General features: G+C 35.4%; 20 protein-coding genes and 1 riboswitch. Of the genes, 16 read left to right on the top strand and 4 right to left on the bottom strand.

Going from position 1 to position 19,433, the window contains the following annotated elements:
• The first annotated feature begins 2 nt into the window (after positions 1-2).
• The 9 genes from SFA27_RS05695 (at position 3) to SFA27_RS05655 (ending at position 7,179) form a co-directional block, all read left to right on the top strand.
• On the top strand, positions 3-989 hold the full coding sequence (locus tag SFA27_RS05695) for a gliding motility protein GldB (RefSeq protein WP_407296941.1): 987 nt from the start codon (positions 3-5) through the stop codon (positions 987-989).
• Between the two features lie 30 nt (positions 990-1,019).
• Positions 1,020-1,343: a gliding motility protein GldC gene (gene gldC / locus SFA27_RS05690; RefSeq protein ID WP_034695059.1), complete on the top strand. Its 324-nt coding sequence runs from the start codon at positions 1,020-1,022 to the stop codon at positions 1,341-1,343.
• A gap of 135 nt (positions 1,344-1,478) precedes the next feature.
• Positions 1,479-2,618 (top strand): cystathionine gamma-synthase, encoded by a 1,140-nt coding sequence (locus SFA27_RS05685; protein ID WP_407296938.1) that lies wholly within the window; start codon positions 1,479-1,481, stop codon positions 2,616-2,618.
• Positions 2,619-2,688: 70 nt separating this feature from the next.
• On the top strand, positions 2,689-3,138 hold the full coding sequence (locus SFA27_RS05680; protein WP_407296936.1) for a GNAT family N-acetyltransferase: 450 nt from the start codon (positions 2,689-2,691) through the stop codon (positions 3,136-3,138).
• A 103-nt stretch (positions 3,139-3,241) separates the two neighbouring features.
• On the top strand, positions 3,242-3,754 hold the full coding sequence (locus SFA27_RS05675; protein WP_407296934.1) for a DinB family protein: 513 nt from the start codon (positions 3,242-3,244) through the stop codon (positions 3,752-3,754).
• Positions 3,755-4,003: 249 nt separating this feature from the next.
• On the top strand, positions 4,004-4,432 hold the full coding sequence (gene tnpA, locus SFA27_RS05670; protein WP_047378652.1) for an IS200/IS605 family transposase: 429 nt from the start codon (positions 4,004-4,006) through the stop codon (positions 4,430-4,432).
• Positions 4,433-4,722: 290 nt separating this feature from the next.
• Positions 4,723-5,271 carry an L-threonylcarbamoyladenylate synthase gene (locus SFA27_RS05665; protein ID WP_264517212.1) on the top strand — a complete coding sequence of 183 codons (549 nt, stop codon included), beginning with the start codon at positions 4,723-4,725 and terminating at the stop codon, positions 5,269-5,271.
• 107 nt (positions 5,272-5,378) lie between these two features.
• The gene (locus tag SFA27_RS05660) at positions 5,379-5,723 is read left to right on the top strand and encodes a nuclear transport factor 2 family protein (RefSeq protein WP_047378654.1); all 345 of its coding nucleotides are present in this window, start codon (positions 5,379-5,381) and stop codon (positions 5,721-5,723) included.
• A gap of 37 nt (positions 5,724-5,760) precedes the next feature.
• A complete protein-coding gene (locus tag SFA27_RS05655; protein WP_047378655.1) occupies positions 5,761-7,179 on the top strand; it encodes a CCA tRNA nucleotidyltransferase in 1,419 nt (472 codons plus the stop codon).
• 167 nt (positions 7,180-7,346) lie between these two features.
• On the opposite strand, the gene SFA27_RS05650 is transcribed toward SFA27_RS05655, so the two are convergent.
• From SFA27_RS05650 to SFA27_RS05640, 3 genes are all read right to left on the bottom strand, one after another.
• Positions 7,347-8,402, bottom strand: a complete 1,056-nt coding sequence (locus SFA27_RS05650; RefSeq protein WP_047378656.1) for a YncE family protein — start codon at positions 8,400-8,402, stop codon at positions 7,347-7,349.
• Positions 8,403-8,422: 20 nt separating this feature from the next.
• Positions 8,423-10,249 carry a TonB-dependent receptor plug domain-containing protein gene (locus SFA27_RS05645; protein WP_407296931.1) on the bottom strand — a complete coding sequence of 609 codons (1,827 nt, stop codon included), beginning with the start codon at positions 10,247-10,249 and terminating at the stop codon, positions 8,423-8,425.
• A 32-nt stretch (positions 10,250-10,281) separates the two neighbouring features.
• Positions 10,282-10,459, bottom strand: a riboswitch (cobalamin riboswitch).
• A 125-nt stretch (positions 10,460-10,584) separates the two neighbouring features.
• Positions 10,585-11,898 carry a T9SS type A sorting domain-containing protein gene (locus tag SFA27_RS05640; RefSeq protein WP_407296929.1) on the bottom strand — a complete coding sequence of 438 codons (1,314 nt, stop codon included), beginning with the start codon at positions 11,896-11,898 and terminating at the stop codon, positions 10,585-10,587.
• A gap of 154 nt (positions 11,899-12,052) precedes the next feature.
• Here SFA27_RS05640 and SFA27_RS05635 point away from each other — a divergent pair, with 154 nt between their 5' ends.
• Both SFA27_RS05635 and SFA27_RS05630 read left to right on the top strand, forming a co-directional pair.
• On the top strand, positions 12,053-13,681 hold the full coding sequence (locus SFA27_RS05635) for a helix-turn-helix domain-containing protein (protein WP_407296927.1): 1,629 nt from the start codon (positions 12,053-12,055) through the stop codon (positions 13,679-13,681).
• Complete coding sequence (locus SFA27_RS05630) at positions 13,678-14,811, top strand: tetratricopeptide repeat protein (protein ID WP_407296925.1); 1,134 nt, start codon at positions 13,678-13,680, stop codon at positions 14,809-14,811. The genes SFA27_RS05635 and SFA27_RS05630 overlap by 4 nt, the downstream gene beginning before the upstream one ends.
• A gap of 61 nt (positions 14,812-14,872) precedes the next feature.
• Here SFA27_RS05630 and pafA read toward each other — a convergent pair whose 3' ends face one another.
• Positions 14,873-16,519 (bottom strand): alkaline phosphatase PafA, encoded by a 1,647-nt coding sequence (gene pafA, locus SFA27_RS05625; RefSeq protein WP_047378660.1) that lies wholly within the window; start codon positions 16,517-16,519, stop codon positions 14,873-14,875.
• Positions 16,520-16,621: 102 nt separating this feature from the next.
• On the opposite strand from pafA, the gene SFA27_RS05620 reads away from it, so the two are divergent.
• The 5 genes from SFA27_RS05620 to SFA27_RS05600 all read left to right on the top strand — a co-directional run bounded on the left by SFA27_RS05620 (position 16,622) and on the right by SFA27_RS05600 (position 19,433).
• Positions 16,622-17,407, top strand: coding sequence for a hypothetical protein (locus tag SFA27_RS05620; RefSeq protein WP_407296923.1), 786 nt, complete (start codon positions 16,622-16,624; stop codon positions 17,405-17,407).
• Between the two features lie 22 nt (positions 17,408-17,429).
• Positions 17,430-17,822: a VOC family protein gene (locus tag SFA27_RS05615; RefSeq protein ID WP_047378662.1), complete on the top strand. Its 393-nt coding sequence runs from the start codon at positions 17,430-17,432 to the stop codon at positions 17,820-17,822.
• 17 nt (positions 17,823-17,839) lie between these two features.
• Positions 17,840-18,376 carry a GNAT family N-acetyltransferase gene (locus SFA27_RS05610; RefSeq protein ID WP_407296921.1) on the top strand — a complete coding sequence of 179 codons (537 nt, stop codon included), beginning with the start codon at positions 17,840-17,842 and terminating at the stop codon, positions 18,374-18,376.
• A 111-nt stretch (positions 18,377-18,487) separates the two neighbouring features.
• Entirely contained in the window at positions 18,488-18,721 is a 234-nt protein-coding gene (locus tag SFA27_RS05605; RefSeq protein WP_047379510.1) for a hypothetical protein, read from the top strand.
• 139 nt (positions 18,722-18,860) lie between these two features.
• Positions 18,861-19,433 (top strand): Crp/Fnr family transcriptional regulator, encoded by a 573-nt coding sequence (locus SFA27_RS05600; RefSeq protein WP_407296919.1) that lies wholly within the window; start codon positions 18,861-18,863, stop codon positions 19,431-19,433.

The raw sequence follows: 19,433 nt of genomic DNA, 5'->3' as shown, positions 1-19,433 counted from the left end.
TAATGAAGATTTTTAGATATATTGCGCTTTCTTCTATTTTAGCTGCCGGACTTGTTTCCTGCAAAAAAGAAACTGAAAATCAATGGAAGGTAGAAGTTAAAGAAACTACCGAAAAAGTTGATGTAACAGATATTTCCAAAGAATTTTATAATCCGAATGTTCCACTGGAGCAGTTTAAAGCTAAATTTCCATGGTTTCAGGGAAGTGTTTCAGAAGCAGATTTCGAAAAAAGGAGAATGGATGCTGAAGAGATCAAAATCTATAAGGAAGCCATTGGAAAAATAAATCAGGCTACATTAGAAACGGAGCTGAAGAGTTTATTCTCACATATCAAGTATTATTTCCCACAGTTCAAAAGCCCCAAAGTATATTTATTTTCATCTGCATTACAGATGATTCAGGATCCTATATTTTATGATCAGAAAGGAAACCTTCTATTCATAGATGTTACCGGTTTTATGGGTGACGGAAACCCTAATTATAAGGGACTGGAACTGTATTTTCAAAAATCGATGAACCCGCAGAATATTGTTCCAAAAGTATCACAGCTTTTTGCTGAAAATATTGTAACAGAATCCCCAGATCACCAGAAATTTATTGATCAGATCATTCTGAACGGAAAAGTAATGATTCTTCAGGACGCTTTTCTTCCGGATACTCCTGATTATCTGAAAATAAATTATACCAAAAAGCAGTATGAATGGGCAACGGGTAATGAGGCCAATATCTGGAATTATTTTGTAGAAAGCAATCTGATCTTCGGAGATGATCCGAGATTGGGAGAACGTTTCATATCACCTGGACCATTCTCGAAATTTTATACAGAGATTGATAATGAATCTTCACCACAAATCGGAATTTTTACGGGATGGCAGATCTGTAAAACATACCTTAAGGAAAAGCCTGAGACAAAACTTACTGCTTTCCTGAAAATGGATGCAACTACCATTTTTAATGAATCCGGTTATAAACCGAAACTTAAACAATAGAAAATTTAGAATTTAGAAAAAATAGAAAAAATGAGAAAGACTCAGATTACGATAGATGTAGAACTTGATGAAAATCATGTGCCTGAAAATATTACATGGAACGCTCAGGACGGAGGTATTGATAAACAAGATACCAAAGCAACCATGATTTCTGTATGGGATGATAAGACAAGAGAGGCATTAAGAATTGATCTTTGGACTAAAGAAATGCCTGTAGATCAAATGAAGATGTTTATCCACCAGATTTTAATATCTTTAGGAAGCACTTATCAGAGAGCGACAGGTGAAGAGGATGTGGCGCAATGGATGGAAGAAATTGCAGAAGAGTTTGCTGTAAAATCTGCTATTAAGTAAAAAAATACAATTGCGATAAGCTGGGGACGGTAAGCGGTAAGCTTTTTGTATTCAGTTAGAGCAAATTTTAATAAAAAACAATGGGCTTAAGTAATATATTCTATTGCTTAATGCTCAAGCCTAAAGCAAAAAATTATGAATTTTAATACAAAAGTAATTCACGGAGGGCAGCACCACGAGTCTGCAACAGGTTCTGTAAATGTTCCTGTATTTTTAACCTCTACGTTTGCACAAAAAAGCCCTGGAGTACATTCTGGATATGAATATTCAAGAGCAGCCAACCCTACAAGACAGGCATTGGAAGATTCTTTGGCAAGTATTGAAAATGGAGCGAGGGGTTTAGCTTTCGGTTCTGGTCTTGCTGCCATCGACTGTGTTTTGAAATTATTAAACCCTGGTGATGAAGTAATTGCTGTAGATGATCTTTATGGTGGTACTTACAGAATGTTCACAAGACTTTTCGAAAAATATCAGCTGAAATTTACTTTCGTGAATTTTGACGATGTTTCTAAAATTGCTGATGTGATTACTGATAAAACTAAGCTGATCTGGGTAGAAACACCAACTAACCCATTGATGAAATTGGTAGACATCAAAGCAGTAGTAGAGATTGCGAAAGGAAAAGATATTTTAGTAGCGGTAGACAATACCTTTGCGACACCTTACATCCAGAGACCTATTGATTTGGGAGCTGACATTGTGATGCACTCTGCCACTAAATATTTAGGAGGACATTCTGATGTTATCGCAGGAGCGCTTATCGCTAAAGATGCTGAACTGGGAGAAAAACTTCACTTTATTCAGTTTGCGAGTGGTGGTATTTTAGGACCTCACGATTCTTATCTTGTATTGAGAGGGATTAAAACACTGGCATTAAGAATGCAGAGACATTCTGACAACGGACTTGCTGTAGCAAAATATCTGGAGACCCATCCAGCTGTAGATAAAGTAATTTATCCAGGATTGGAATCTCACCCACAGTATGAACTGGCAAAATCTCAGATGAAGGAATCAGGAGGAATGGTTTCATTCACTTTCAAATCCGGAAAGAAAGAAGATGCAATCAAATTCTTAGAGAAAGTAAGAGTATTCACACTTGCTGAATCTTTAGGAGGAGTGGAATCTTTAGCTAACCATCCTGCTCTGATGACCCACGCTTCAATCCCGGCAGAAAAACGTGCTGAATTGGGAATCACTGATGACCTTGTTCGTTTAAGTGTAGGTATTGAGGATGCTGAGGATCTTATTACAGATTTAGAGAAAGCTTTTTCTTAACATACCATAAACTAAAATGAGAGGGGTTATTAAAAATCCTTCTCATTTTATTATAACCATCACTAATAATATGAAAAACATAAGAAAAGCAGTCATCTCCGACTTGCCTCAGCTGGCTGAACTATTTGACCAGTATAGAATATTCTATCATAAGACTTCAGACATTCCTGCCGCGACCAATTTCCTTCAGGAAAGACTTGAAAATAAAGATTCTGAAATTTTTGTTGCAGAAGAAAATAGTAAACTAACAGGCTTCGTACAATTATACCCGATATTTTCGTCTACAAGAATGCAGCGCTACTGGCTGCTGAATGATCTCTATGTGAATGAAAACTATAGAGGAAAAGGCTTTTCTAAAGAGTTGATTGAAGAATCTAAGGAACTCTGCCACTCGTCAAAAGCATGTGGTATCCTTCTGGAGACAGGAAAAAGCAATGATGTAGGAAATCAGCTGTATCCAGCCTGTGGATTTGAATTGTATGACTCCGTGAATTTCTACGAGTGGACTAATCATGAGTAATGAGTAATAAGTAATTTATACATAATATTCTCCATCCCGGATCTCAAAACCTCGAATCCCGAAACTCGCAACCCAAAACCAACACTAAAAACAAAAAAATAACATGACCGATTTTCAAAAATATATTCAAAGATATTTAGATCAGATTCCATCAGGAAACTGGATCAACGAACTGCAGATATCAGCAGACAAAACAACAGGGATTTATTCCAACCTTACCGAAGAACAGTCTCATTTCACTTATGCAGAAGGAAAATGGACATTAAAAGGACTTCTGCTCCATTTATCAGATACAGAAAGAGTTTTTCAATACAGAATATTAGCTTTCGCAAGAGGAGACAAAAACAATCTTCCGGGATTTGATGAAAATGAATATGCCGACCAGTCTTTTGCCGGTGAAAGAACACTTGAATCTCTTTTGGAAGAATACAAGCTGGTAAGAATGTCTTCCCAAATTCTATTAGAAACGCTTACGCCTTCCGCTTTACAAAATACAGGTACAGCCAATGGTCACGAAATCACTGTAGAAACCATCGGAAAACTGATTGTAGGACACAATTACCATCACCTGAATATTATTGAGGAGAGGTATTTATCGAAGTTGGGATGGATGTAGGAAGTTAAGTTTAATGTTGGATTATTATAGGTTTTGGCTAAAGCCGTGGTATATGTCTATTGTTTAAATGGGCTAAAGCCCATTTCTATTGAATAAAATAACGTCTATAATAATTTATTTGATCAACAAATTACGTCATAAAAAATATCAATAGGAACGGGCTTTAGCCCGTTTTTCATATTATATACCATTCCATCGGCTTTAGCCAAAACTTATTAAATAAATACTATTTTTGATAAAACAACACAAATGGCTTTTATCAAAATTTACATTCATCTTGTTTTCTCTACAAGAAACAGAGATCCCTTTCTTGACACATTCGACACACGTCTCAAAGTCTGGAAACATATTAAAGAATATGCTACAGAAAAAGGAATATTTTTAGATATGATTAATGGATATTCAGACCATTGTCACTGCCTAATTTCCTTGGGTTCAAATCAAAATATAGAGAAAATCGTACAGTTATTAAAAGGAGAATCTTCTCATTGGATTAATAAGAATGATCTTGTAAAAGGAACGTTTTCCTGGCAGGATGAATATTTCGCGGTGTCCGTTTCTGAATCCATGGTAGAAACCGTAAGAAATTACATTAAAAATCAGGAAAAGCATCATCAGAAAAAAAGTTTCGGTGAGGAATATAAGGAATTTGTTGAAAAATATAATTTTAAAATCTGAGTAAGTTTTGGCTGAAGCCAAGAGATTTAGGCATATTGCTTAAATGGGCTAAAGCCCATTTCTATTGAATAAAATAAATAACATCCTCTACCATAATTTATTGAATTAACAACATTTAATTGTGGCGTAAAAAGACACCAATAGGAATGGGATTTAGCCTGTTTTCAAATGATACATTCCTCATTGGCTTTAACCAAAACCAATTAATATCATCACATTTATATCCCATTTTTTTGCCTAAAATTCATAGATTTTTTACCTTTATCCACTCTTTGAACCCACATACAACTATGGAACATATTATCGAAATATTAAAATCCGGCGGAACAATTCTTTATCCTACAGATACCATCTGGGGAATAGGTTGTGATGCTACCAATATAGAAGCTGTCAATAAAATTTTTGACATCAAAAAGCGCGAAAAAAATAAATCTATGATCATCCTTGTAGAATCTGAGAAAAGACTTCAGGATCTGGTGGATGTTCCTGAGATAGCCTGGGAAATTATTGATCTTAGCGAAAAACCGGTAACGATTGTTTATGAAAATCCAAGAGGTTTACCCAAAGAACTTCTTGCAGAAGATGGAAGCATCGGAATCCGATTAGTGAAAAATGATTTCTGTAAAAAACTGATTACAAAACTGAACAGACCTTTGGTATCTACCTCTGCCAATTTCAGTGGCGAGAAAAGCCCGTTGAAATTCTCTGATATTTCTGAAGAGATGATCAGCCTTGTAGATTATGCAGTGGAAGAAGACAGAGAAAAGGTTTCAAAATATTCAGGTTCTTCGGTAATCAAAATCTGGAATGACAACAGAATAAAAGTACTTCGGGAATAAAAATCCTGAGAATTTATGTTTATTTTTTAGAGTCTTGTCAGTTCATATCGGCAGGATTTCTTTTTTTTAATTCTATCTTTGCAAACTCAACTCATAAATTATTTGCTATGAATCATCAGGAATTTGCTCAAATGTGGATTAATGCATGGAATTCTCATGATTTAGAGGATATACTCTCCCATTATTCGGATGATATTGAGATTACAACTCCCATGATAGCGATGGCTACAGGTGGTAAAGAAAGTTCTTTAAAGGGAAAAGAAGCCGTCCGCAAATATTGGAAAAAAGCCTTGGATAAGTTTCCAAATCTCCACTTTGATCTTATTCATTCTACAGCGGGAGTAGATTCAGTAGCATTATTTTATAAGTCGATTATGGATAAACATGCTGTTGAAGTCATGTTTTTTAATGAAGATGGAAAAATTAGTAAAATGTATGCTCATTATGATTAATGAGTTACATGGGTAGAAATTGTCACTATTATCAACGATGAAAATTAATCTTAATCAAAATAAGAATTTAAAACTTTTTAAAATAATTTCTGAAGCAGCAGAAAGGAATAACCAGTCCGTATATATTGTGGGGGGATATGTGCGTGACCTTCTGATGAACAGAAAAGCTTCTACAGATATAGACTTTGTAACAGAGCAAAGCGGTATTGAACTTGCCCAAAATGTAGCACAGGATATAGATCCTAAATTAAAGGTTTCCGTATTCAAAACTTATGGAACAGCCATGATCAAGTACAAAGAACTTGAGCTTGAGTTTGTGGGAGCAAGAAAAGAAAGCTACACCGAAAACAGCAGAAAACCGGAAGTAGAAGGCGGAAGTCTGGAAGATGATCAGAAAAGAAGAGATTTCACCATCAATGCGATGGCTATTTCTTTAAATAAAGAGAACTTCGGAGAACTGGTAGATCCGTTCAATGGGGTTGAAGATCTTGAAAAAGGAATTTTAAGAACTCCTTTAGAACCAGCTCAAACCTATTCTGATGATCCGTTAAGAATGATGAGAGCGGTACGTTTTGCTTCAACTTTAAATTTTAAAATCGAGGAAAACTCTCTCCAGGCTATTCAGCAGGAAGCAGAAAGAATCAAGATTGTTTCTATGGAAAGAATCATGGTAGAATTTAACAAAATTATGCTTTCTGAAAAACCTTCTGTCGGATTAAAACTCATGGAACAAACCGGTCTTATGAAGCTGGTTATTCCGGAACTGATCGAACTGAAAGGAGTGGAAGAAGTGGAAGGACAAACCCACAAGGATAACTTTTACCACACGCTGGAAGTTGTAGATAATATTTCTGTGAATACAGATAATCTTTGGCTTCGCTGGGCTGCCCTACTCCATGATATTGGGAAAGCCCCTACAAAAAAATTCGTAGAAGGAACGGGATGGACATTTCACGGACATGAATTTTTGGGTTCAAAAATGGTGAAAACACTTTTTCAAAGATTAAAATTACCTTTAGGAAGTGATATGAAATATGTGCAGAAAATGGTAAAACTTTCATCAAGACCTATTGCCCTGATCACTGATGATGCTTCAGATGCTGCATTGAGAAGACTTTTATTTGATGCCGGTGAAAACCTTGAAGATCTTTTTACTCTTTGTAAAGCCGATATTACCACTAAAAACTCTAAAAAGCAGGAGAAATTCAAAAGAAATTTTGAATATGTAGCCGTGAAGATCAAAGAAGTGGAAGAAAAAGATCAGGTAAGAAATTTTCAGCCGCCTATTACTGGTGAAGAGATTATGGAAATGTTTAATCTTAAACCCGGCCGTGAAATTGGTATTCTGAAAGAGAAAGTAAAAGAAGCTATTCTGGAAGGTGAAATTCCAAATGAAAAAGAGGAAGCCACAAAGTTTGTCATTGCTGAAGCAGAAAAACTTGGATTAACAATCTAATTTAATCTATAGATAATATTAAAAAAGCCCGGCGGGATGTTCCATCCCGCCGGGCTTTTTCATACACAGATATAAAACAAAGCCGGCCGGTTTCTTTGGAAACCGGCCGGAAAAAAACACAAATGATGAAAAAATAAAAAATTATTTTTTAGAAGTGTGATAAATTATTATGGGTTCAGGAAAGTTCCGTTAGCTCCAAGACCTCCTGTTTTAATAGATCCCATTTTGTTACCAGTAGTTCCTGAATATATTACCATCTCACTTTCTGCTGTAAACTGGTGAACGTCTGATGCAAAAATTCTTCCGTCAATAACGTTAAATCCGTAAAGTGTAAGGTAAGGACCTCCATCCGCAGCTGTTAATAATGGGCTGGAAGGAACTGTTGGAGTAGCTAAACCAGTTGTATACACTTTATTGGCAGAGCTGAAGTAGATTTTATCATTATCAATCTGAAGATTGGTAGCACTTGGAATTCCTGTCAAAGTAATTACCGGTGTCATTGCTCCAGTGCTCGTAATCTTGTAGATATAAGAATCTGTAGCTGTAGAAGAAATGGTGTAAACATTAGATTTGTATGAAACAGTACTGTTGATCTTACCATTCGGAACAGTAATTTCAGTTTTACTGTCGTTAGAAGCATTGATATAAGTAATCATATTTCCGAATCCTGATGTAGCATTTTGTACAAAAACATTTCCACCTGCTTCTACTGTTTTATCAGCACCGCCTGTCATAGTAATTTTGCTTACAAATGAATAGTCAGAAACTTTATATTTCGTTACACTTGTTGCATTCGTAGAGAAATTCAGGTTGGCAACATAGATAAAGTCATTCGCAAAAGCAATTCCTCTTGGATTATCAATCTGATCTGTAATTACTGCTAATTTTTTGAATGTATAACGATCTACTACAACAATTTTGTTTGAGTTATTGATGACAAGATAAGCCTTATTTCCGTTAAGACCAATGGTCTGAAGAACGTCACCCAGGATTTCTTTATTATTGTTATAACCATACACATCATCTTGTTTCATACTTAAATCTCTTGTCAGGAATGTTACTTTAGCTCCCTGGCTGTTGAAGTTTCCTTCATTAGAGATAAAATATCCGTTCTGGTAGGTGATGGGAGACATTTCAAACTCCGCAGAGTCACTTGTACATGAAGACATGTTAAACAATAAAACCACTGCAAATAATACAGTTAAAAGTTTAGTTATTTTCATAATTTATTCAATTTAATTTTTTAAAAATTTATTGCTGCATACACACTGTAGTTTCTTTTTGGTAAAGGATAGAAAGAAACTGTTTTATAATAAGTATTCGTTAGATTATTCACTTTAAACCCTAAAGTGTATTTTTTTGCTAGCGTTGCGGAAACACCCATATTTAAAAGAAAATAAGGATCTATGGCATCTGATCTCTTTTCGTCACTTGTGGTATAAGTAACGCCATTCAGCAGTCCCTGTGCAAAGAATTTAAAGAAACCATATTCATAATCTACATTGGCCATTCCTCTGTGCATGGGAACGTAAGGTCTTTGCATCTTCGTTTCTTTATCAATAGATTTTGCATAATAGTACCCGGCGTTCGCACGGATTCTATGATTTCCAAACTGTTTACTGAAAGACAATTGAGATTCCAGTCCGTAAGATTCAGATTTATTGACATTAAATGCCTGCCAATATCCTAAAGCAGTAGGCAGCCATACAATAAGATCTGTAACGTTCATATAATAAGGAGACAAAGTAAGTCTGAAATCTCCCGCTTTGAACTCATTCACCATATCAAACTGGGTAGACGTTTCTGGTCTCAGATCTTTATTTCCTCCCGGTTCATAATAGATATCATTAAATGACGGATATCTGAAGTTTTTTGACACATTAACGCTTACATCATACCATTTTGCAGCGCTCCATTTTCCAGAGAATGAATACATAAACGGAGACTTCACATCTTCCACAAAATCTTTTTTAAATCCACCTTCAAAACGCAGGTCTTTAGTAGCAAAATACCTCAGCAATCCGGAAACAGAGCCAATATTTCTGCTGACACTGGATATTCCACTCTGATATCCTTCACCTTTATTGACCTGAAATTCTCCGATAAGATTAAAATTCCACTTAGAATTCAGGAAATAATTGAAATCATTTTTAAAGATATAGTTTTTCCCTGTTCCACCACTTGATTTAGGTAGGTTTAGCGAACCGAAATACTGAAAGTTTTCTTCTGTATAGGCAGCTTTAAAAGAGTTGCTGAACTTTGTTTTATTCCAGTCCCAGGAAAGAAGACTTCTTATACTTTGAGTTTTGTACTTTGTTTTTGTTCCCGTTTCTTCATACACAGGATAATGCTGCGAAGAATCGAAAAACTGGCTCTGCCAAGAAATTTTATGATCGTTGGTTATCTTATAGGAAGCACCTGCATTGAATGTGGTATTGTAGTAATTCCCATTTCTGTTGATGTAGTTCAGATCACTTACCTCATAATTATTTTCGCTCACAGAATAATTTCCAGAAGCTTTAAAACTGAACTTATCATTGCTGTAAGAACCTTTTACAAAATTATTATAGGTATTAAAAGAAGCAACCTCAGAAAATAAAGAACCATGGAAACCTTTATTAAAATCAAGGGTGTTATTCAGGTGAATACTTCCCCCGATAGCTCCGCTTCCATACACTACACTTCCTCCACCAGCTTTTATACCGATCTGATCATATCCGAACAAAGCAATATTATTAATATCTCCCTGTCCTAAAAAATTGGAGTTGATATTAATTCCATTCCAGACAAAAGCGGTCTGCTGGGCAGTTGTTCCCCGAAAAGAAGGTGAAGAAACAGCTCCGCGGCCATTTTCTTTAATAAAAACCTGTGACTGAAATCTCAGGAGTTCCGAAAGATTACTGGAGTTTTTTTCGGCCTCTTCTGCCGAAATTATTTTTACGGGATGAAAAAGTTTCACCCTATTCATCTGGTTATCGAAGACATAAATAGTGTCAATGGTTTTCTCTTGTGCAAAAAGAAAACAGCCATAAGATGAAAAAAGCAGTACTAAAGATCTTTTTATATCCATACTTTTTTACTTTTCCTCCGAAAGCAATATGTTTTTTTTATTATAATTCCGGCAGGTCTCCTGACTTTCGCATTCTGCTCCTTCCCGTTTTAAACAGTGGCTGTTTGCAGAAACTTTTATTGCGATTTACAGTTGCGGGGACAGTCCGGGAGTTACACCCGATTCCCTTTTCATTCCAAAATACTGGAAACCAAAATTTTTGCAAAGATAGTTTTTTAAATGTATTCGCCCAAAACCGGGCAAAAACCTATCTCCCTAATCAAATAAACAAAAAAACAGCCGCCTTCAATATTGAAAACGGCCATACATCCCACTAATATTACTATTTATATGTTTTAATTCTTTATAAATTTATAATTCTGTTGTTTTTCTCCTTTCACAGAGTATTGCAGAATATACTCTCCTTTTGACAAGGATGAAACATCCATCTGTCCTTCCACAGTATTGAATGATTTCACCCTTTGTCCAACCAAATTGTAAATTTCTGCTTTCTCTATTTTTCCTGTTCCTTTAAAATATAGAATGTCAGCCACCGGATTAGGATAAATGCCAATGTTGTTTTTATCTTTCACCGCATCATTTACGGATAAAAATTCAGAAGTATCCAGATAAAAAGCTATTGTTTGACCTGAAGCATTCGTTCCTGATCCGGCAATTTTCTTTCCGTCTTGTGAAATCGCCAGAGGAAGTCCCATTGTTATTCCATTCGTAGCAATTCCTAAGGATACTGCATAGTCATTCAGATTGACTCTTCCGGCAGCTGAAGTCCAGATAAAGCCTTCTCCCGACATCGGAGGTGCTCCAAATGCTCTGTAATATCCAATAACCTTTGTTCCGTCAGCCGAAATTCCTGTAGCTCCTCCTTTGAAACTGAACGAAGCATTAGGATGCGTTATATAGGTCAGTCCGCTTGCGGCATTCCAAACATAAGGGTTAGGATTTGCAGCTCCTATAATGGTATTTCCGTCAGCAGAAATTCCACCTGCTTCTCCTACATGATTTCCGTTATTATCTGTAATAAAACTTTCTACTCCATCCTGCCATTTTGCACCACTTCTTGTACCTGTTGGCTCATCCTGCCACCCTACAATCACCGTTCCTGCCGCATTGATTGCATTTGCCCTGGAGCTTCGTCCGGCAACTATACTTCCCAGATCAACTATTCCGTTTACTTCATCCCATTTCACAGCATGCGCATTCGCTGCAGTAAGGAATCCTAGCCCTACAATAGTATTTCCGCTAGGTGACATTCCCCATGTAGAACTTACACTGCCATCCCAACCGGTAGGAACCAGCCCGCCTCTGTTTACCCATGTGGAAGTAGCTACATCATAAGTAGATATTTCATTAAATCCCGTTGCAGAATTTGTAACCGAAGACGATATTTTGTTTCCGTCATTCGAAACAATTGTTCTGCCTGCAGCTGGGTATCCGTTTGATATTGAACCTATCTGTACAAGTCCGCCTGCTGCATTCCATTTATATATTCCGCCTGCACTTGTATGCATACTTACAACTCCATTATCTGAAACTGCACCTACATTATAATTTCCTAAACCTATGACAGTAAGCTGCGCTTCCGCAAAACCAAATTTCAGAAAAAGACAAGCCGTCAATATTTTTATTGACATTCTGTAAAAATTTTTCATATTTTATTATATTTAGTGTCTCGAATTGGTAAAAACAATATTAATACAATATTTTTCCTACCCAAAGAAATAGGCTTTCATAATTCGTGAATTTTAAAAGAGTTTAATTTTTAAACAAATAATAATCAGACAGATACAAAACATTATTTTGAATATGGATTTTACCCGAACTATTCAAAAAAGCACAAAAAACAAATTATCAAGACAAAAATTATTTCAAAAAAGTAGAAGAATCCTGCTGTTCCTTTTCATTTGCTGTTCTTTTATTACCAATGGACAGTCAGGTCCGGACTTTAAAATTCTGGCAGATAAGGCATTTCTGAAATTGTATCAGAATTCTGACGAATGCATCAGTTATACTCAAGGAATCCTTGTAAGCGATCAGAATACAGAGCATAAAATTGTACTGCAAAACATTATTTCACAAGCTTTTGCCATGAAAGGCGATTACGTACAGTCTGTGAACATTTTTGCTCAGAAAGAAGATTCCGATCCCAAAAATGAACTTTCTTATTTTATGCAGATTTTCAGTGATTATAATCTTGCTGATCAGTACCAGAACCTGGGTCTGTACAATCAGTCAAAAAGAATTATCTCCCAGCTTTTATCTGATCAAAAGCTTCTTAAAAGTAACGATCCTGCATTAAGAATAACCACAGCAAAGTTGTACCAACTGCAAGCTTTGAACTCGGGAATCAATAAAGATTATCCTGCTGCATTCAAAAACCTTGATAAAAGTAACCAATACCTTAACAATGATAATGAAGAAAACAGAATATTAAAAACGGAAAACAGAATTTTCCATTCTGCCTATCTGTTGAAACAAAATAGAATGGTTAAATATAAAGTGCTTATAGAAAGTATTATTTCTGATCTTGAGCACCAGAAAAACCAGCCATTTCTTTTAGCTTTAGCTTATGAGAGTCTGTCCCAGTATTATTTTTTGAAACAGGATTATACAACCTCTGTTGAGAAACTGGAGGCCGGACGTTTTTTGATTGAAAATTTACCTTTTAATAATTTAAAAATTAAAATCTATGAATCATTATCCCGCAGCTATTATGCACTTCATAATGATGTAAAATACCATCAATACAATAAACTTTACAATGATTTAAAAACAAAAACCGATGCAAGCTCGAAAGAAGGGATACGATATATTATAAAACTTGTTGAAACCAGTCAGAATAAAAGTATTGAATTTCAAAAACTGATGTTTCTTAAGTCTTTCTTACCTCTGATTCTCGCTCTGTTCCTGATTGTTGTTGGTCTGTTCACTTATTTTTTAATAACTAAAAGCAAAAATAAAGATTTAAAAAAGCAATTTGATTTCTTTGAGAAACAAAGCAATGAGAAACTTCAACCCGTCTTATTAAATAAAGCTTTTTCAACAACAAAAGATGCCGTTACCACTAAAATGTCGCGGGGAAAAGAAGATGAAATCCTTCAGAAACTTGAAGAGTTTGAAAAATCCAACAGATATCTGAATAAAAATATGTCTTTATCTATGCTTTCTTCTCAAATGGAAATTAATCCAAAATACCTTTCTGAAGTAATCAATAACAAGGAGAAAAATTTCAACGGATACATTAATAAGCTAAGGATCAATCATATTGTACAGTTATTAAAGAATGATTCTACCTTTCTTAATTATAAAGTGAGCTACCTTGCCGAATATTCAGGATTTTCATCGCACAGCGCCTTTACAACCGTTTTCAAATCCGTCACCGGAATGTCTCCCAATGCTTATATTCAGGAAATCAGTAAAACCAAAGCCATATGAAATTACTTTTTAAAATATTGCCGCTGTTACTCTTATCCTTTTGTATTTTCATAAAAGCTCAAAAGACACCTGATAGTGTCTTAATCAAAAAGGCTCAACTTGAAATTTATGATAATCCTGATAATACAATTAAAATTGCAAAACAGTTATTAAAAAAATCTCATGATGTAAAAACGTCTATCAACCTTTATAAGCTTCTTTCCACGGCTAATATTGCCAAAAGAAACTTTGAAGAATCATTAACATATATTTTGAAAGCAAAGGAACTTTCTCAGAAAACCAATGACCCTCTGAGCCATGCAATAGCTCTTATCTCGGTTGCAATACAATATCAGCAGATGGAACTTTTCAGCAAGAGCCTTGAAACACTGAACGAAGCGGATCAGTATACTGCTAAAATCCCTGACAAAAACCCTGTGAAATATGTTGAAATTGCTACGAGCTACGCCATAAGAGGAATGATTTACAAGAGCCAGTCCAATTCAGAGATTGCACTGGAAAAATTTTTAATTGCAATACGGAATTTTGAAAAAGTACCTGTAAAGAAAGCTACTTACTCCAACATGAGTGTAGTCTTCTACAATATTGGATACTGCTATCTTGACCTCAATCAAATTGATAAAGCCCAAGAAGCTTTTGTGCAGTCTTTAAACAATGCCCGAAAGAATTATGCTAAAAGTCTGGAAGCTTTTGCCTTAAAAGGAATTGCTGAAATACATAAGAAAAAATATGAAAATCAATCCGCTATAAGCCTTTTATTAAAAGCAGAAAACCTTTGTAAAAATACAGGAGACCTCACCCTGAATGAAGGAATTTACAAGGAATTGGCAGAAAATTATCTTGCTATGGGACAACAGAATCTTTATCAGCAGTATAATAAAAAATACCTGGAAATGCGCTTTAAAAGAAAACAGAATGAACTGAAATCCATTAACCAGGTAATTGACAATCATAATAAAGAAACCGCATTAAAAAGTGAAAAACTGAAATCTTATTATCATTACATTAAAATTGGATCCATACTGCTGGGATCTATTTTAGTAATTATCCTTTTATATTTTATTGTAAAAATCAGAAAACAGAATAAAAAGTTTCATAAAGAGATACAGCAAATGATAAGAACATCATAAGCTATGAAAACAAAAAAACATTCCAATTTGGAATGTTTTTTTATAAAGTATAATTTCTGGTTTATTTACCAATAACTTCTGTAATTGGATTTCCTACATTTCCACTTGGAAACTGGATTTTCAGTAAAGAAGATACCGTAGGAGCAATATCTGTCATGTGGTATTCTTTATTGCTTTCTCCTTGCTTCACTCCCCATCCCATGAAGATCAATGGAATATGTGAATCGTAAGAATTCCATACACTGTGTGTAGTTCCTGTTTTAGAATATGGAGGAAGCATAGAATCATGAGAAATTAGCTGAATATCTCCACTTCTCTGTCTGTTAATTCCGTTGATAATTCTTTGTTTGATCGGCTCCGGAATGCTTGACTCCTGAACTTTATCTACAGAAACAGCGTATAAAACGGTAGGATCTTTCTCAATTTCTTTTACAGCAAAGTTTCTTACATCATCCAATTCAAGCTTGCTGTCTGCTAATACTTTTCTGTCAAAATAAATCTGATAGTTATCAATCGCGTTGATCAGTTTATCAGCTCCGAATTTATCTTTTAGCTTTTGGTTCAGATTTTTTTCAGCATCTTCACCAAAGAAACCTGTCGGGATTTTATGTTCTTTAAGAAATCCTACAGAATGTGCTCCACCATGGTCAGCAGAAAGGAAAACGGTGTACTCCCCTTTTCCTACTTTAGAATCCAAATAATTGAAGAACTCAGCTAAATCCTGGTCTAATCTGATATAAACATCTTCTACTTCAATAGAATTTGGTCCGAATTTATGGCCTGCATAATCTGTAGAAGCCAGGTTGATGGCTAAAAAGTCTGTAATATTATCTCCACCCAGTTTTTCACCTTCTACAGAAGCTTCTGCCAACTTCAATGTCAGCGTATTTCCGAAAGGTGTATAACGGATATTGTCTTTTTTAGTCTGATAATCCTTTGCTAAGTTGCTGTAAGGGAATGTAGGTGTTTTTGCACTTCCCAGCAAGCCTTCCCATGAAGAATTGTCTGGTGCACTTTCTGTATATTGATTAATCGGAAGTAAGGTATTCCAACCGTTTGCTACTAATTTTTCAGGAAGATTCTGAGAATTGAATGACTTTACCCATTGAGGAAGGTCATTCATATACCATGAACTTGTAATGAAATTTCCAGTGCTGTCATCAAACCAGAAAGCTCCGTTTGGAGTATGCCCTGCGGGAAGAATAGAAGCCCGGTCTTTCAAAGAAACTCCGATTACTTTTCCCTGGAAGTTGGTTGCTAATCTCAATTCGTCAGTCACCGTAGTAGACCAAAGGTTTTTCGGAGAATGGCTTCCGGTTTTTGTATTGGTTGTTCCCACTGGCTGAACGCTTTCATCGGCAGTACAATAGACTCCTTTTCCTGTTTCCTTATCCGTCCAGTCATTTCCTGCAATTCCGTGAATAGCCGGTACAGAGCCTGTATAGATACATGTGTGTCCCAAAGCTGTAATGGTAGGAACATAAGGAATATGTACATTATTCAAAGAATATCCGGTATTCAAAAGTCTTTTGAAACCATCATTTCCATACTTACCATAAAAACGGTATAAATAGTCCCAACGCATCTGGTCTACTACAAGACCTACCACTAATTTTGGTCTCTCAAGTTGAGTATTTCTGTTCTTCTGCGCATTGATTGTAACTACGGACAAAAAAGTAGCTGCCGCAATTGAAATGTTCCTAAGCATCCAAGTAAATTTTTATTGACAACAAATTTAAGGGTTTTGAAAGTTTTGGAGTGTGAAATTTTATTTAATTTTGATTATTGTACAATTATCAATCAATCTTCTATGATTTTAGGCGTATACTGGTATTTCAAATTTCCGGATCATTTATATGATTTTCAGTTTTTCAAATTTTATCCGGGATATGGCGGACATGCTGATAATCCTGCAGAACTGGCAGCAAGAGTTCAGGTAGAAAATATGGATGATTTTATTGGAAAACTTGAAGCATTGAAAGAACGTTTCAAAAAAACTTATTTGCACTTGAATATCAATAAAAACCAGCTGATTATTAATATCGGAGATTATCAGCTCTTTGATTTTCATTTTCAAATGGCGGAAGAAATAGAAGAACTGCTAATTCGTAAACATGCTGAGCTGGTAGATTCCAGCATTCCTTTTACCATTCAGTCCAGCAGGAGTTATGCTCCCGAAAAAGAAGAATTTAAAAATATAGAACACCGCTTCATTCAAATGGTGGGTTCAGACTTTAAACAGAACAATGCAGAGAATTATGCTGCCAGAATTGATTGTAATCTGCCTCTGCAATACAAACAAAGCTTTATTGATGGTTTAGCTCAGATATGTAAAGAAGAAAATCTCAATGTATTTTACTATAATGATTCCGATTTTAAAGATCATTGTAATCTGATGCTCTTTTTCAGCAATGGCAGACAGAAAAAGGAATCTGTTCAAAAGGTTGATATCAATTCTTTTGGAGGTAAAGTACGGCTGCTTACTCAGAAATATCCTCTTCATTTCGGTCACTTCGGAAGCTTTAAAGAATATCCTTTACAGGGTCCTCATGTTGAACTCATGGTGGATAAAGAATATATTTTAAATAAAAAATAAAACCCATTTTAATTCAAATTATATGATCAAATTCAAATATGTCATTCTTTATGTAGAAGATGTAGAACAGTCTATGAATTTTTATAAAGACACTTTCAACTCTGAAATAAAATTCATTACTCCTGAAAAAGATTATGGAGAACTGCTGACCGGAGAAACTACCCTTTCATTCGCCTCTGTGAGCCTCGCAAATTCCAATATTAAAAAAGGATTTTTACTCTCAAAAACGGAAGACAAACCTTTCGGAATGGAATTAGGTTTTACAACAGACAATGTAGAGGCTTTGGTAGAAAAGGCAATAAAAAACGGAGCCGTTCTTTATGAAGATATTGCCGTAAAACCGTGGGGACAAAAAACTGCTTATATCAGAGATATCAATAATTATCTGGTAGAAATCTGTACCGAAATTCAATAAGCTTAAAAATATCTGATGTGGAAATAAGAAAATTACAAAAACTAGTCTCCAATCCAAGCTTAGAATGGGGGCATAACGGCTATACAACGGATAAAATATATTCTGTTTCTTCTATTGAATTTGGAGGTTCTTTTGAATTTAGTTTAAAAGAAAAGACTTTACCTTATACCAAAATATGGGAAACTACTTCTGAAGACCTGGAAGAACTTAATATTATTATTGAACAAGGTAATTCTTTCGGTGCTTATGTGAATGAAGAGCTTGCAGGCTGGATTATCGGTGAGCAAAGATCATGGAATAACAGTTTCTACATTGAAAATATTCTGATTGACGAAAAGCACAGACGGCAGGGAATCGGGATTATGCTGATTAAAAGTGCCATTAAAGAAGCCAGAAAATTAAACTGCAGAGTTATTGAGCTCGAAACACAGAATACCAACTATCCTGCTATTCAATTTTACAGAAGAATGGGATTCAATATTACCGGACTGAATACAAGACTATATAATAATACAGAAGAAATCGCTCTTTTTATGACCTTAGATGTGGAATAGATCTATGATATGGTATTATCATAAAATATTTCAATTCTCTTTAATTAAAACACTTGCTGGTGTGCTAATTTTTCTATACATTAGTAATCAACAAATTAAAACATGATTACTATGAAAAATTTAAAAAAATTAAAGAGAAATCAGCTTGTGCTGATCAGTGGTGGTGACACACCTTATGCACTATGTGATATGGATGGTAATTGTCCGCCAACCATTGGCTCATATTATTGCAGCGATGGTACCTGTTACAGAGTTTCCGGCGGCGGCGGTGGTAATCCCGGCTGTAATGAACCTATGCGCCTTTGCCAGGAATGGGAAACCGGATGTGGATGCGTTTATATGTAAAATATTTTGTTAGATAGAATCTTGTTGGGGGCGGTTTTTACCGCTCTTTTTTTACGCTCAATTACTGGGGAAAAACATACTTATACAAGTAATTTCCGGCAATTTCACTACTTTCGCAGAAACAGGATCACTCAATATCATGCAAAATCTTCTGAAATACATCAGATCCCTTACCTCATTTTCTGATGAAAGCTGGATGATGCTTCAACCGGCCTTATCGGAAAGGCATTATAAGAAAAATGAACTGATGTTACAGGAAGGAGAAATCTGCCAGTCTTTATTTTACGTTGATAAAGGATTTTGCAAAAGCTATTATGAAATAGATGGAGTTATAAAAAACACCGGATTTTTCTTTGAGAATGAAATAGCAACCAATATCAGCAGTTTTGGAAGCGGGCAGCAGTCTGAATTTAACATCATCGCTTGTGAAAAGCTTTGTACCATAGTTTTTGATAAAAAGAAATTATTTGAAGCAGCTGGAAAGAATCCGGAAATTGAAACATTGGGGCGTCATTGCATCCGTCAGTTTGCCTCCAGGCTGGAGGAATTTTCTAATCTATTCAAACTCTATACAGCACAGGAAAGACTGGAATATATTGAAACAAAATATCCTGAAATGCTGCAACGCATATCTCTTACCCAGCTGGCCTCATTTCTGGGCGTAGCAAGAGAAACATTAAGCAGAATCCGGAAACGGAGAATTTCCAGTTAA

This window comes from Chryseobacterium sp. HR92, assembly GCF_045689405.1.
Classification (GTDB): Bacteria; Bacteroidota; Bacteroidia; order Flavobacteriales; family Weeksellaceae; genus Chryseobacterium; species Chryseobacterium viscerum_A.
This window is presented reverse-complemented; position numbering and strand designations above follow the sequence as displayed.